Below are 14,451 nucleotides of genomic sequence, written 5' to 3'. Positions count from 1 at the left end.
CTTACGAGGCGCGCGGCGCCGACAGCGCCCCGGAGACCGTGTCGAAGACGGGGATGCGGGTGTCCAGGGCGGTCACCCGCAGGGTCTGGAGCACACGGTCGGTCGGGCAGGCGATGGCCAGCAGCACCCGCTGCTCCAGCGCCGTCTTGTGCGCGCGGATGAGCACGCGCAGCCCGCTGGAGTCGATGAACCTCAGGTCCGTGCAGTCGAGGACGACGCGGCCGGACGGTTGGGTGGTCAGAGCCCCGATCACCGCGCCCTGGAACCGCTCCTCGGTGGCCATGTCGATCTCCCCGTCCAGCGCGAGGACGCGCCCCGCGTCGTTGAGCGTGGAGGAGATGGTCAGGTCGGGCATTGCCACTCCGGCGAACTCGGGACGTGCCAGACGGGTGGGCGGGCTCGGTCGCGCGCCCCCCGGGACGCGCGTGCCACCCAGTGTGTCCGTGGCCATACGGCGGTAGCGAAGCTGCTGGTTCATCAAGTTCCTTGCCTGGTACCCCGTGCTGGGGCCGGGGATGAGAACGCCTTTCTCGCCGGACCTGCTCAAGAAAGCGCGTCAGTGTCTCAAACGCGCGAGGGCGGGCCTCAAGTTCCACTGACACCGGGTCCCGCCGCTGGGATGAGGGCGGACGCCGTGTCGTGGCACGCGCCGCCGCGGGCTCCTCGATCGCGAGCGATGGAGCGGGTTGGTCGGCGGATCCGCCGTGGGTCCGGATCGTCTCCGGGCCGCCCAGCCTCGGACTTTACCACAGGCCCGTAGCCGTTTCGTGATGTGAGCGACGCAAGGTCGTGCCCGGATGGTTGGGGGCCGCGCGCTCCGTGCGGCGTTCGTCACGTCCGCGGGGCGGCTCCGGCTGGTTCCCGTACCCGCGGTGGTGTCCGGTCGCCCCGTTGGAGCGCCCACACACACGCCGACAGCGTCAGCGGGACGGCCACCGTCAGCGCGATCGCCGGTATCGCCACCCCCGAGTCGTTGGCGGCGAACCCGATCAGCGCGGTCACGAGCGAACCGGTCAACCCCGCGCGGAGTGTCGGCGCGTACTCGTAGGCCCGTTGGAGCGAGCCGATCCGCCAGTTCGTGGGGCGGTTGAGCACCGCGAACAGGAACACCAGGGCGCACGCCGCGAGCAGGGTCAGCTGCCAGTTGCCGAACGTGCCGAGCATCGCCGACAGCTTGCGGCGCAGCACCGTGCCCGCCTCCCCGCTCAGCACCTGGGCGGCGAACGCTCCGACGTGGCTGCGCTCCGCGGGCGGACGCTGCAGGTCCACCCAGGCCAGAGCACTGATCGCCGCCACGGCCGCCGTCCCCACAGCGGCCAGCCGCACGGGGGTGATCCGCACCCCCGCGATCATCATCGCCGTCACCGCCAGTCCCGGCACCAGGGCGATGACCCCGCCGAAGTCGGTGCCCAGGCCCGGCCAGCCGACGATCAGCACCGTGGCGACGCCGATCGCGAGCGTGGCCGTCACCGCGGCGCGTCGCCGCCCCCGGTCGATGAGTTCGTGCGAGATCCCGGCCACGGCCATGAGCATTCCGGTCGCGAACGTGGCGAAGGCGATGTTCCCGATCCCGTAGAACCGGCCCGCGACGATCGGCGAGTACCCCGTCGGCGAGTTCATCTGGAGACGGGCGCCGAAGCACAGGTCGAGGAAGAGCACGGCCGTGGTCGTGCCCGCCACCACCGTCATCGGACCGAGGATCGATCGCCGCCACGGTCCGGCCACGGCGGCCGCGACCACCAGGCGTCGGCGGCCAGCACGCAGACCAGCAGGGCGAGGAACGGCAGGGGCGAGGCCCACCAGGGGACCAGGTTGGCGAGGTAGCTGGCCACCGGAAAGGCGGCGCCGGCCAGCGCCACGACGCGGGCCACGGTGAGCACCAGGCGCGCCTGGTCGGCCGCCCGTCCGAGTACCGGTGCAGGGCGTAGGCGGCCGCCGCGTAGATGAGAAGCTGGAACGTGACCAGGCCGCTGTAGAACCCGGGAAGCGACGCCCCCACGACGGTGGCCGCGGTGTTGAAGGACACCAGCTCGTCGATCGCGGCCTCGGTCGCCGGCGGACGGCCGGTCGTGTGCCACCGCCGGCCGCTGGTCGGCGCGGGCGGGTCCACCCCGAGTTCGGCGAGGGCGGTCGGCGTCGTGTCGGTGAGCGCCACCAGCCCCGGGCGGCGGGTCGACTCCGAGGCGAGGAAGTCCGCCGGTCCGGACACGCCCCCGCCGGTGACACGGCCCCACATGGCCGCGGTGAGCTCGGAGGGTCCGGAGTCCATGGACACGCCGACGACCATGAGGGAGGCCCCCTCGGGGAGGAGGGCGGTGAGCGCACGCACACGGTCGTCGATCGCCGCCAGGGCGCCCGCGCGCTCCCACTCCGGGACGTCGTCGGGCTCGGTCCGCTCCTCCACCCCGTCGTCGCCCTCGTCCGTGCCGGCCCACGGGCTCGGGACGGGCGGTTCGGGGTACAGGCGGGTGAGCCCCGGTAGTTCGACCACCGCCAGCGACACCTCCTGGAGCCGTTCGCGCGTGAGCCCTCCCGGCTCGAACAGGTAGTGGTCGACGGCCCCGGACCGGTCCGCGGCGCCGAGCACGGCACCGGGGCCGACCGCGAGCGTGGTCCCGCCCGCGTCGCGCACGGCCTGGCCGAGCATCCCCACGGGCGCGGCGAACACGGACCTCGCGTTCCGCCGGACATAGGTGTCGAAACGGGGGATCCGCGCTCCCGACCCCACGCGCTCGGGCTTGGGCGCGGGCTCGCACACGGTGAAGCGCTCGCGTTCGGACAGGGCGCGCTGCCCCGCCGACACCGACAGCCAGCCGTCGGTGGGACATGTGCGGGAGGTGGCCGTGCGGATGGACACGTTGCCGATCGAGGTGCGTCCGGCCAGTTCCCACAGGGTCGGAGTGGCATCGGGGGTCACGTCCCGCCACAGCAGGCCCGGAACCCCGACGAGTACCAGGGGACCTTCGTCCCGGGTGGCGGGGACGGCGGCTCCGACCTCGCCCCAGGCGGCCGACGCGGGCCCGGCGAGGACCGCGACCAGCACCAGGAGGACGAGCGGGACCCGGGCCGCGGTCCTGCGGATCGATGCCATGGCTGCCCCCCGTCGCGCGCTCGGTCGATCACCCTAGTGACCGGCGCCGTCGCGGTGGGGGACCCGGAGGGGAGTGTTGGGCCCGAGGGAGCGCGGGAGGGCCGCGCACGCCGCCGGGGAGGAGGGGGTCAGCCGCCGCGCGCCCAGCCCTTCAGACCCCACTCCTCAAGGGTCTTGGCCGCGTCCGGCAACTCCCGGCCCCGGGTGACGCGGCCGGGGGTGCGGTCGAAGCGGGGAGCGGGCCCGGCGACCACGCGCTCGCCCTCGCGTGTGAGGGTTCCCCGCGCTCGCACGTGCGGGTGGTCGGGGGCCTCGGCCAGGGACAGGACGGGCGTCACGCACGCGTCGGAGCCGTCGAAGACCGCGGCCCACTGGTCGCGGGTGCGGGTGCGCAGGATCCCGGCGAAACATTCGCGCAACCGCGGCCACCCTCGGCGGTCCCACTGGTGGGGAAGGTTCTCGTCCGTCAGGCCGACGCCCTCCAGGAAGGCCGTGTAGAACTGGGGTTCGATGCAGGCGACCGACAGGTACCCGCCGTCGGCGCACTCGTACACGTCGTACCAGGGAGCGCCCGTGTCGAGGTAGTTGGCGCCGCGTTCGTCCGTCCACGAGCCGCGTGCGCGGTCCTCGTGCACCATCGACATGAGCAGTGAGCTCCCGTCCACCATCGCGGCGTCCACCACCTGGCCCCGGCCCGAGCCCTGGCGTTCGACCAGCGCGCCGAGGACGCCCGTGACCGCGAACATCGTGCCGCCCGCGAAGTCGCCGAGCAGGTTGATCGGCGGGACGGGCGGGCCGCCCGCGCGGCCGATCGCGTGCAGCGTGCCGTTGACGGAGACGTAGTTCATGTCGTGCCCGGCCGCGTGCGCCAGCGGGCCGTCCTGTCCCCACCCCGTCACGCGGGCGTAGACGAGGCGCGGGTTGAGCTCCAGGCACGTGTCGGGGCCGAGGCCGAGCCGTTCCATGACGCCGGGGCGGAAGCCCTCGACCAGGACGTCGGCGCGGGCGACGAGTTCGAGGGCGCGTTCGCGGCCGACGTCGGACTTGAGATCGGCGCCCAGGACGGTGCGTCCCTCGCTCAGGTGCGGTCCGCCCGCTCCGGAGGCCATGGCCTCGGCGGCCGCGGGCCGGTCCAGCCGGATGACGCTCGCCCCCAGGTCGGCGAGGAGCATCGCGGCCATCGGGGCGGGACCGATCCCGGTGAACTCGACGACGCGTACTCCCTTGAGGGGTCCCATGGGCGGCCTCCTGAACTCACTAGAACGGCGTTCGGTTCATTGTGCCGGTTCGGTGGTCGCGGCGCCACACGGGTCCGCGGGGCCGTGGGGGGAAGAAAGGGAAGCCGCTTACCGCACCCGTGCCAAGCGGACAGGTTTCGGGCCAGATCAACTACGGAATTCGGCTACGAGTGTTAATGTGTCGGCGACCGCCGGGCCGACACCACGCGACGCCCCCCTTTCCGCACGTGCGCTCCGCCCTGGTCGGAAACCGTCGCCACCAGCGCGAACGCCTCCCTCAGATCAAGGGTGAGTCCACCATGAGCCGTGCCCCGAGGAACCGGTCCCGCAAGCCCCAGGGCAGGCGTCGTCGCAGGTCGGGCCTTCCCCTCCCCGTCGTCGCCGCGGCGGTGCTCGGGGTCCTCGCGGTCTCCGCGGGAGGCGCCGCCTTCGCCCTGGACCGGAGCGTGACCCTGGACGTCAACGGTGAGGAGCGCGGCGTCCACACCTTCGGCGGGACCGTCCAGGACGTCCTGGACTCCGCCGGGATCACCCTCGCCGCGGGCGACGTCGTCGCACCCGACCCCGAGTCGCCCGTGGCCGACGGCGAACACGTCGTCCTGCGCTCACCGCGCGACCTCACCGTCGAACTCGACGGCCACGCGCTCGACCACAGCGTCCACGCGGCCACCCTCGGCGAGGCCCTCCGACAGATCGGCCTGGACCACGAGGGCGTCGAGCTCTCCCAGGCCCAGGACACACCCCTGACCGCCGACGGGCTCACCGTCAGCGCCGAACGCGCCCCGCGCATGGTCGTGATGCACGACACCGTCCGCACCGAGACGCGCACCACCGGCGACACCGTGGCCGACGTGCTCGACGCCGCCGGGGTGAACCTCGGCGACCACGACGTCGTCACGCCCGCGCCGGACGAGCCCGCCGAACCCGACATGGTCGTGCGCGTCCTCCCGGTCATCGGCGAACCGGTCACGGAGGAGGTCCTCATCGAGGCCCAGACCGTCGAGGAGGAGGACCCCGACCTGCCCGAGGGCGAACGCGAGGTGGTGACCGAGCCCGTCGACGGCCTCAGGAAGGTCGTCACCGCCACCGTCCTGCGCGACGGGAAGGAGGTCGAGCACGAGCTGTCCGAGACGATCGTCACCGAGCCCGTCGAAGGGCTCGTCCGCGTCGGCACCAAGCGACCCGACTCGGGCACGGTCGGCGGCGGCCCGGCGGCCGGACTCAACTGGGCGGGGCTCGCCGAGTGCGAGTCGGGCGGCAACCCCACGGCCGTCAACCCCGCGGGCTACTACGGCCTCTACCAGTTCAGCCAGAGCAGCTGGCAGGCGGTCGGGGGCAGCGGCCTGCCCTCGGAGGCCAGCGCGGCGGAGCAGACACAGCGAGCCCAGCAGCTCTACACCAACGTCAACGGGAACTGGCAGAGCCAGTGGCCGCACTGCGGAGCGCGGCTCTTCGACTGAGTTCCGGTGCTCCGGCAATGGCAAGATGTGGGGGTGACACAGACACCCGCACCCGACCCGTCCGACCAGTCCCGGCTGCTCACGCCCGCTGACGTGCGCGCGCTCGCCGAACGGTTCGGCATCCGCCCCACGAAGTCCCTGGGCCAGAACTTCGTCATCGACCACGGCACCGTCCGACGGATCGTCCGGGTCGCGGGTGTCACCCAGGACGACGTCGTCGTCGAGGTCGGGCCGGGGCTCGGTTCGCTCACACTCGCCCTGCTACCGCACGTGCGCCAGGTGACGGCGATCGAGATCGACCCCGCTCTGGCCGAGGCGCTCCCGGGCACCGTCGCCGCGCACGCCCCCGACCTCGCCCCCCGTCTGCGCGTCGTGCCGGGCGACGCGATGCGGGTCGCGGCGGTCCCCGGGCCGTCGCCCACCGCGCTCGTGGCCAACCTGCCCTACAACGTGTCCGTACCGGTACTGCTGCACCTGCTGGAACTGCTCCCCAGCCTCGAACGCGCGCTGGTCATGGTGCAGGCGGAGGTCGCCGACCGGATCACCGCCACCCCCGGGGGCCGCGTCTACGGCATCCCCTCCGCCAAGATCGCCTGGTACGCCGGAGCCAGACGGGCGGGTGCGGTCGGACGCAACGTCTTCTGGCCCGCGCCCAACGTCGACTCCGGCCTGGTCGAGCTGATCCGCCGTCCGCCGCCGGCCACCAAGGCCACCCGTGCGGACGTCTTCCGGGTCGTCGACGCCGCCTTCGCGCAGCGCCGCAAGACACTCCGGGCCGCCCTCGCCGGGTGGGCCGGGTCGCGCCCGCGGCCGAGGCCGCCCTGCGCGCGGCCCGGGTCGACCCCGCAGCGCGCGGCGAGTCGCTCAGGATCGAGGAGTTCGCGGCCATCGCCGAACACCGGCCCGAAGACTGAGCCGCCCGAGCTGGAACCCCGTCTCAGGAGTTGACGCGGTCGCCGTCGCGCCGTGGCCGGGTGAGCGCACGCACCACACCCGCAATGCCGAGCCCCGCCGCCAGCACCGGAAGCGCCCACACCACGTTGAACTCCCAGTCGCCCGTGCCACGGACGACGAACGCCAACGCCAGCCCCAGGAACAGCAGGCCCGCGACGAACGACCCCCAGTCCGTCCTACGCCTCGCCATGCCGAACCTCCACAACCCCGACCAGTGCGTCGGTGCTCACGGTGATGGACGGAGCCTCGGCGCCGTCGCCGCCCTTCGCGCCGCTCCCGACCTCGGCCACCGGAGTGAAGACCTCGCGGTAGTCCAGTGCCACCCCGCGCCTTTCCCCCCCCGTCAGCCACGGCGACCACGCCGAGCCCCACGTGCGACTCCACCTCCACGCGCGCTTCCTCCGGCAGAACCAGAGTGGTCACCCCGTTCGCTCGGACCGCCAGATCGAGCGTGTCGCCGGACTCCAGATCCGCCAACCGGGTGAGGTCGAGCGTGACCGAGCCGAACGTCCGCTGGTAGTCCCCCGCCTCCGCCTCGGCCACCGTCTCCGGTCGCCAGACGGCCTCGCCGACGCGCAGCCGCGTCAGGTCGGTCGACACCGACGCGGCCGCCGCCACGGCCAGGACCAGGCCGAGTGCCATCAACCCCCCGCTCCGACCGGCCCACGCGCCGACCAGTGCGTACAGCCCCACGACCGCCAGTGCACCCGCGAGGAAGAACACCCCGGTCCGCGGGCCGAGGACCAGTTCGGCGGTCTCCCGGCTCCACAGCGACGATTCCCAGCCCTGGACCGCGACGGACGTGACCACCGTCAGGCCGGCGATCGTCCACACGGCGAGGCCGACCAGTCTGACCCCGCGCCCGCAGAACGCGGGCTTGTCACCGGAACCTGGGACGTCCGCAGCGTCCTTGGGCCCCGCGTCACCGTTCTCGTCCGTTCCACGCGGTCCGGAGTCCGCCGCCCGCTCGCTGACCGCGGCCAGGTCCACCGGCCCCTGCGGGGCGGAGGCCCACGGCTGCGCGGGGTTGTAGTAGGCGGCTACCGGCTCCGGCGCGGGCGTCGTCGGGGGCGGCTGTCGGCGTCGCAGTTCGTCGCGCAGTTCCAGGAAGCTCCTGCGCAGATCCACACCCCGGTTGCGTGCCGCCAGGAGCCCCAGGATGAGCGGTGTGGCCAGGACGAGCGTCGCCCAGCCGAACCCGCCGACCAGGCTCAGCGCCGTGGCCGCCGCCAGCCCCAGGGCCAGCAGCTTGACCACCGCGGGCGACGGGATCGCCCGGTCCAGCATCTGCTCGACCGTGGCCGGTCCGCCCTGGTTGTCACGCATGAGTATCCACGCGCAGACGTAGAGGAGGACGCCGGCCCCACCGGCGAACACGGTCAACGCGAACGCGGTGCGCCACACGACCGGATCGGCGTCCGTGTACCGTGCGAGCCCCGTGCACACCCCCGCGAGCACGCGGTCCTCGCCCTTGCGGAGCTCCCGCACCCGGTCCTGCCCCGGCGCGGCCTCCCCGGTCGCCGGACCGTCAGTCATCGTCGATCACCCCGCCCTCCTCACGCGCCTATCCTCGCGTGAGGACGACGGATCACGGAATCCGGGACGACCCTGATCCCACCCTGACCGGAACCCGGGCCGGACCTGGGGTGCCACCCGATGGCGTCCGCGCCCGCGGACCGTGCATCCTGGTCTCACGAGACGACAGGGCGGCGTGCGTGCGTGCCCCGCCCACGGACGGAAGCGGTGATCGGGCGGTGGCAGGAACCGCGGCCGACACCCCGCGGCTCACCCGCGCGGTGGACGGTCGGCTCCTCGGCGGAGTCGCCGCCGGCCTGGCCCGGCACCTGCGCGTCGACCCCGTCGTGGTCCGACTCGCCTTCATGGCCCTGGCCGTCGGCGGCATCGGCGTGGCGGTCTACGTCGCCCTGTTCTTCTTCGTGCCCAAGGACGAGAAGGCGGACACCGCCGAGGACGGCAGGGAGGGCGTCCTCCGCAAGGGCCGCGACGTGTCCCAACTCCTGGCCTACGTCGGTCTCGGTGCGGGGTTGAGCACGCTCTTCCTGCTCTTCGGCGGCGTCTTCGACCCGCTCCTGTGGTTCGTGGTCTTCGGCGCCCTCGGCGCGACCATCCTGTGGCAGCAGGCCAACCCGGCCCAGCGCGACGAGTGGATGTCCACGACCGTTCGTCGCACCGGCCGCAAGGGGCTCATGCGCACGGGCGCGGGCGTTCTGCTCATCGTCGTCGGCGTCTTCGGCTTCCTCGGCTTCCAACAGCAGATCCAGGACGCCCGGGCCGGGCTCACCTTCGCCTTCACGCTCCTGGCGGGTATCTCCCTGGTGGTCGCCCCCTGGATCATCGGGCTGGTCCGCGAGCGCGACCAGGAGCGCCGCGAACGCATCCGCAACGCCGAACGCGCGGAGCTGGCCGCGCACATCCACGACTCCGTCCTGCACACCCTGACCCTCATCCAGCGCCGGGCCGAGGATCCGCGCGAGGTGCAGCGGCTGGCCCGCGTCCAGGAACGGGCGCTGCGCAGCTGGCTCTACCAGCGCCCCGCCGACGCCGAGACGACCGTCTCGCCTGCACTCGAACGCGTCGCCGCAGAGGTGGAGGAGGAGCACGGCGTCCCCATCGAGGTGGTGTGCGTGGGCGACCGCCCCATCGACGACGCCCTGGCCGCCATGCTCCGCGCCGCGCGGGAGGCCATGGTCAACGCCTCCAAGTACTCCGGTTGCGACAGCCTGTCGGTCTTCGGGGAGGTCGACGAGGAGGAGGTCCTGGTCTTCGTCCGCGACCGCGGCGACGGGTTCGACCTCGACGGCGTCCCCGAGGACCGTATGGGCGTGCGCGGCTCCATCATCGGGCGCATGGAGCGGCACGGCGGCTCCGCACGCATCCGGACCGCACCAGGCGAGGGCACCGAGGTCCAGTTGCGCATGCCCAGAATCCCCCAGTACTAGGCTCCGGAACCCGTTGTGGACACGGCCGGATGCGGACGTCCCGGGAACTCGGGTACCGGGAGGCGAAGGACCCTGGGTAAGGTCCAGGGTGTGGGAGACGAGAGCACGAGGTTCAGTGACGGTGACGCGACTGCGCGCGTCGTGATCGTGGACGACCACCGGCTGTTCCGCAGCGGTGTGCGCGGCGAGCTCGGCGACGCCGTCGAGGTCGTCGGCGAGGCCGGGGACGTCGACTCCGCGGTGCGGGTGATCGGCGAGCACCTCCCCGACCTGGTCCTGCTCGACGTGCACCTGCCCGGCGGCGGAGGGGTCGAGGTCCTGCGCCGCGTCCTGGCCCAGCACCCGCAGATCCGTTTCCTCGCCCTGTCCGTCTCCGACGCGGCCGAGGACGTCATCGGCGTCGTCCGGGGCGGCGCGCGCGGGTACGTCACCAAGACCATCTCGGGACGCGACCTGGCCCAGGCCATCGTCCGGGTGGCCGACGGCGACGCGGTGTTCTCCCCGAGGCTGGCGGGTTTCGTCCTCGACGCGTTCTCCGCGACCGACGCACCTCCCGTCGACCCCGAACTGGACCGGCTCACCCAGCGCGAGCGCGAGGTCCTGCGGCACATCGCGCGCGGCTACGCCTACAAGGAAGTGGCCAAGGAACTGTTCATCTCGGTCAAGACGGTCGAGACGCACGTGTCGTCGGTGCTGCGCAAGCTCCAGCTGTCCAACCGCCACGAGCTGAGCAGGTGGGCGACGGCCCGTCGGCTCGTCTGAACCGCCCTCGCGCCCGCACGCCAACGGCCGCCACCCCGAGGGGTGACGGCCGTGGACCCGCCGGGGCGCCCCGGTTCAGCGGAGGGCGTCGAGCATCAGGCCCAGGAATGCGGCCTCCGCGACCTCGGTGATCACACGCGCCGGACGGCGGTCGTCGCGGGCGGGGCGCTGACGCAGGTCGGCCACGGTCATCCCACGGGTCAGGCGCCCGGAGAGCTCCACCCGCAGCGGCGCTTCGAAGGACTCCGTCACCAGGTGCGGGTCGACCAGCACGGCGGCGGCCAGCGGGTCGTGCATCGCGCACTGGCGCACACCGAAAATGCCTGTGTAGAACTCCGCGTAGAAGTCGAGGAAGGCCGAAGTGCGCTCGGCTCGCTCACCCGGGACCTCCTTGAGCTCCGCGAGCCATTCGGGCGTGGCCACGGTCTTCATCGTGATGTCCAGCGCGATCAGGTCGAGGTCGAACCCCGCGCCGAACACGGCCTCGGCGGCCTCCGGGTCATTGTTGATGTTCGCCTCGGTGTGCGAGGCGACGTTGCCCGGAACGCGCACGGCACCGCCCATGACGACCAGGCGGCGCACGAGCCCGGGGAGCTCCGGCTCCAGGCCCAGAGCGATCGCCAGGTTGGTCAGCGGGCCCACGGCCAGAACGTCGATCTCGCCGGGCGACTCGCGCACCAGCCGCACCAGCAGCTCGGCGGCCGACTCGGCGACCGGCTTCTCGGACGGCGCGGGCAGCTCGACGTCCCCGAGGCCGTTGTCGCCGTGCACGTGCTCCGCCAGGCGCGGGGCCTGGACCAGCGGTCGAGCGGCGCCGACCGCCACGGGCACGCCGGGACGGCCGTACAGGGCGAGCAGACGCAGCGCGTTGTCCGCCGTGACGTCCACACTGTTGTTGCCGAACACCGCGCCGACGCCGACGATCTCCACCTCGGGCCGCGCGGCGAGGTAGGCGAGCGCGACGGCGTCATCGATGCCAGGGTCGCAGTCGACGAACACTCGCATGGTCAAGGATCTCCCCCCGAAACGTCTCTGGCCCCGGAAGGGACCCATTCCTCACCAGCCTAAATCGCCCGAAAAGCTCGTTTGCACCCCCTGGTGCTGCTGACCAGCCCGAATCGGGCACGGCGGAGGGGGCTCGGGACGGTGACGCAGCGGCACCGACGTCGTACGGGAGCCGTAACCTGGTGAACGTGTCCTCCCAAGAGCAACTCCTCGAAGGTCTGAACGGCCCCCAGCGCGAGGCGGTCACCCACAGCGGCGCGCCCCTCCTCATCGTGGCGGGCGCCGGTTCGGGCAAGACCCGTGTCCTCACGCACCGCATCGCGTACCTGATGGCCGACCGCGGGGTGCGGCCCGGCGAGATCCTCGCGATCACCTTCACCAACAAGGCGGCGGCCGAGATGAGGGAGCGCATCGAGGCACTGCTCGGCACGCGGGCCGCCAACACGATGTGGACGATGACCTTCCACTCGGCGTGCGTGCGGATCCTGCGCCGTGAGGGGCACCGGCTCGGCTACCCGAGCAGCTTCACGATCTACGACTCCGCCGACTCCGCGCGCCTGATGCAGCTGGTCTGCAAGGAACTGGACCTGGACCCCAAGCGGTTCCCGCCCAAGTCGTTCTCCGCCCAGGTGTCCAACCTCAAGAACGAACTGGTCGACTACGACACGTTCGCCGAGCAGGCGCAGACCGAGCAGGAGAAGAAGCTCGCCGAGGCCTACCAGCTCTACCAGCGCCGCCTGCACGAGGCGGGCGCCATGGACTTCGACGACCTGATCATGATCACGGTCAACCTGTTCCAGATGTATCCGGACGTGGCGGAGTACTACCGGCGCCGCTTCCGGCACGTGCTGGTCGACGAGTACCAGGACACCAACCACGCGCAGTACGCGTTCGTCCGCGAACTGGTGGGCGTGGAGCGGGAGACCGGCGACGAGGGTTCCGACTCTGCGGGCGCGATCCCGCCCGCCGAACTGTGCGTGGTCGGCGACGCCGACCAGTCGATCTACGCGTTCCGCGGCGCGACCATCCGCAACATCCTGGAGTTCGAGCGCGACTTCCCGAACGCGCGCACCATTCTCCTGGAGCAGAACTACCGGTCCACACAGACCATCCTGTCCGCGGCCAACGCCGTGATCGACCGGAACGAGGGCCGTCCCGCCAAGAACCTGTGGTCCGAGAACGGCGAGGGCGCCGCGATCACCGGCTACGTGGCCGACAACGAACACGACGAGGCCGCGTTCGTGGTGGGCGAGATCGACGAGCTCACCGACGACGGCACGGTCACGCCGGGGCAGGTGGCGGTCTTCTACCGGACCAACGCGCAGTCCCGTGTGTTCGAGGACGTGTTCATCCGGATGGGGTTGCCGTACAAGATCGTCGGCGGCGTGCGCTTCTACGAGCGCAAGGAGATCCGGGACATTCTCGCCTACCTGCGGGTCCTGGCCAACCCGGAGGACACCGTCAGCCTCCGGCGCATCCTCAACGTGCCCAAGCGCGGCATCGGAGCGCGCGCGGAGGAGGCGGTCGAGCTGTTCGCCGCACGGGAGCGGATCTCGTTCGCGCGGGCGCTGCGCCGGGTCGACGAGATCCCCGGCATCGCCACCCGGTCGGCGCGCGCGGTGGGGTCGTTCACGGCGCTGCTCGACGAGCTGGCCGAGACCGTGCCGACCGGCACCCCCGCCGAGATCGTCGAGGCGGTGCTCAGCAAGACGGGTTACCTGTCCGAACTCACCGAGTCCAAGGACATCCAGGACGAGAGCCGGGTGGAGAACCTGGAGGAGTTCGTCGACGTGGCCCGCGAGTTCGAGCACACCTTCGCGGCCCTGCTGGAGGAGGAGCCTCCGGGCGTCGACGCGCCCCTGGAGGAGGGCGGGGAGTCCGCCGGCGGTGCGGCGGGCGCGCTGGACCCGGGCGAACCGACCCTGGTCGACTTCCTGGAACGGATCTCGCTCGTCGCCGACACCGACCAGCTCCCCGACGCGGACGACGAGGGCGGCGTGGTCACGTTGATGACCCTGCACTCGGCCAAGGGGTTGGAGTTTCCGGTGGTGTTCCTGACCGGTATGGAGGACGGGGTCTTCCCGCACACGCGCACGCTCGGGGACAAGAAGGAGCTGGAGGAGGAGCGGCGGCTCGCCTACGTGGGGCTGACCCGGGCGCGGCAGTTGCTGTACGTGAGCCGCGCCGCGGTGCGCAGCGCCTGGGGGACGCCGTCCTACAACCCGGCGTCGCGGTTCCTCGACGAGATTCCGTCGTCGCTGGTGGAGTGGCGCCGGGCCGACTCGACGCTGGCCGCGCCGCCGAGCCGCACCATCGGCGGGACCTCCTGGGGTTTCGGCGGCGGATCCAGGCCGCGTGGTGCGGGCTCGGCTCCGAAGAAGGAGGCCCCGGCCCTGAGCGTGGGGGACCTGGTCAACCACGACTCGTTCGGCATGGGCCGGGTGGAGCTGGTCGAGGGCACGGGCGACAGGACCAAGGCGCGGATCGACTTCGGCGCGGACATCGGGGAGAAGGACTTGCTGGTCAAGTACGCCCCAATAGAGAAGTTGTGACCGGTTGACCGGTGCCCCGCCAGGGTCAGGTGTAGGACACGACACCGTCACTTTCATGGAAACGTGTCACGAACACTCGCCCGTGGGGGTACAGTTGGGGACGACCGAGCGAGACGGACGCGGGTTATCCGCGGGCGTGCCGGTCGTTCCCCTGGATTTTGGATGGTTCCACGTGTCCACTGGATCCGTGTCTGTCCGATCCGTCCGGATGTGGTCCGAGCAGTTTTCGGCGCATGTACGATCGGGGAGTCGCATCGAAGCGGAGAGATTCGTGGAGGGCACAGCAGGGAAAGCGGGTGCTTTATCCCGTTCGGTTGATCCGGAACCGCTGATTTGGCGGGGCACGGAACACCTGATAAAGTAAAGACACAACAAAGCGGAAACGCAGACGCCTTCCACGGAAGAGCGACCGGACACACGATCCACCAG

The 14,451-nt window shown here is 71.9% G+C and carries 8 protein-coding genes and 3 pseudogenes; 5 read left to right on the top strand and 6 right to left on the bottom strand.

Annotated features, from left to right (window positions below):
- Position 1: 1 nt before the first annotated feature.
- From BJF83_RS12270 to BJF83_RS12260, 3 genes and pseudogenes are all read right to left on the bottom strand, one after another.
- Positions 2–355, bottom strand: coding sequence for an STAS domain-containing protein (locus BJF83_RS12270; protein ID WP_075926409.1), 354 nt, complete (start codon positions 353–355; stop codon positions 2–4).
- 476 nt (positions 356–831) lie between these two features.
- Positions 832–3,091 (bottom strand): annotated as a pseudogene (locus tag BJF83_RS12265) (hypothetical protein).
- Between the two features lie 128 nt (positions 3,092–3,219).
- Positions 3,220–4,329: a CaiB/BaiF CoA-transferase family protein gene (locus tag BJF83_RS12260; protein WP_075926384.1), complete on the bottom strand. Its 1,110-nt coding sequence runs from the start codon at positions 4,327–4,329 to the stop codon at positions 3,220–3,222.
- 299 nt (positions 4,330–4,628) lie between these two features.
- Here BJF83_RS12260 and BJF83_RS12255 point away from each other — a divergent pair, with 299 nt between their 5' ends.
- The gene (locus tag BJF83_RS12255) at positions 4,629–5,789 is read left to right on the top strand and encodes a resuscitation-promoting factor (protein WP_075926408.1); all 1,161 of its coding nucleotides are present in this window, start codon (positions 4,629–4,631) and stop codon (positions 5,787–5,789) included.
- A gap of 27 nt (positions 5,790–5,816) precedes the next feature.
- A pseudogene (gene rsmA, locus BJF83_RS12250) lies at positions 5,817–6,703 on the top strand (16S rRNA (adenine(1518)-N(6)/adenine(1519)-N(6))-dimethyltransferase RsmA).
- A 23-nt stretch (positions 6,704–6,726) separates the two neighbouring features.
- Here the strand turns inward: rsmA and BJF83_RS12245 are convergent.
- A complete protein-coding gene (locus tag BJF83_RS12245; RefSeq protein ID WP_075926383.1) occupies positions 6,727–6,933 on the bottom strand; it encodes a hypothetical protein in 207 nt (68 codons plus the stop codon).
- A 1,190-nt stretch (positions 6,934–8,123) separates the two neighbouring features.
- Positions 8,124–8,279, bottom strand: a pseudogene (locus tag BJF83_RS29005) (PspC domain-containing protein); the annotation flags it as partial.
- Positions 8,280–8,497: 218 nt separating this feature from the next.
- Between BJF83_RS29005 and BJF83_RS12235 the strand changes: the two are divergent.
- Positions 8,498–9,703 carry an ATP-binding protein gene (locus tag BJF83_RS12235; RefSeq protein WP_075926382.1) on the top strand — a complete coding sequence of 402 codons (1,206 nt, stop codon included), beginning with the start codon at positions 8,498–8,500 and terminating at the stop codon, positions 9,701–9,703.
- Between the two features lie 90 nt (positions 9,704–9,793).
- Complete coding sequence (locus tag BJF83_RS12230; RefSeq protein ID WP_075926381.1) at positions 9,794–10,465, top strand: response regulator transcription factor; 672 nt, start codon at positions 9,794–9,796, stop codon at positions 10,463–10,465.
- Positions 10,466–10,540: 75 nt separating this feature from the next.
- Here the strand turns inward: BJF83_RS12230 and BJF83_RS12225 are convergent, their stop codons facing one another.
- Positions 10,541–11,470, bottom strand: coding sequence for a nucleoside hydrolase (locus BJF83_RS12225; protein WP_075926380.1), 930 nt, complete (start codon positions 11,468–11,470; stop codon positions 10,541–10,543).
- Between the two features lie 188 nt (positions 11,471–11,658).
- On the opposite strand from BJF83_RS12225, the gene BJF83_RS12220 reads away from it, so the two are divergent.
- A complete protein-coding gene (locus BJF83_RS12220) occupies positions 11,659–14,022 on the top strand; it encodes a UvrD-helicase domain-containing protein (RefSeq protein WP_075926407.1) in 2,364 nt (787 codons plus the stop codon).
- Positions 14,023–14,451 lie beyond the last annotated feature (429 nt).

The sequence above is a fragment of the Nocardiopsis sp. CNR-923 genome, from assembly GCF_001942255.1.
Taxonomy (GTDB): domain Bacteria; phylum Actinomycetota; class Actinomycetes; order Streptosporangiales; family Streptosporangiaceae; genus Nocardiopsis.
The sequence above is the reverse complement of the archived record's forward strand: the minus strand, read 5'-3'. Positions and strand labels throughout refer to the sequence as shown.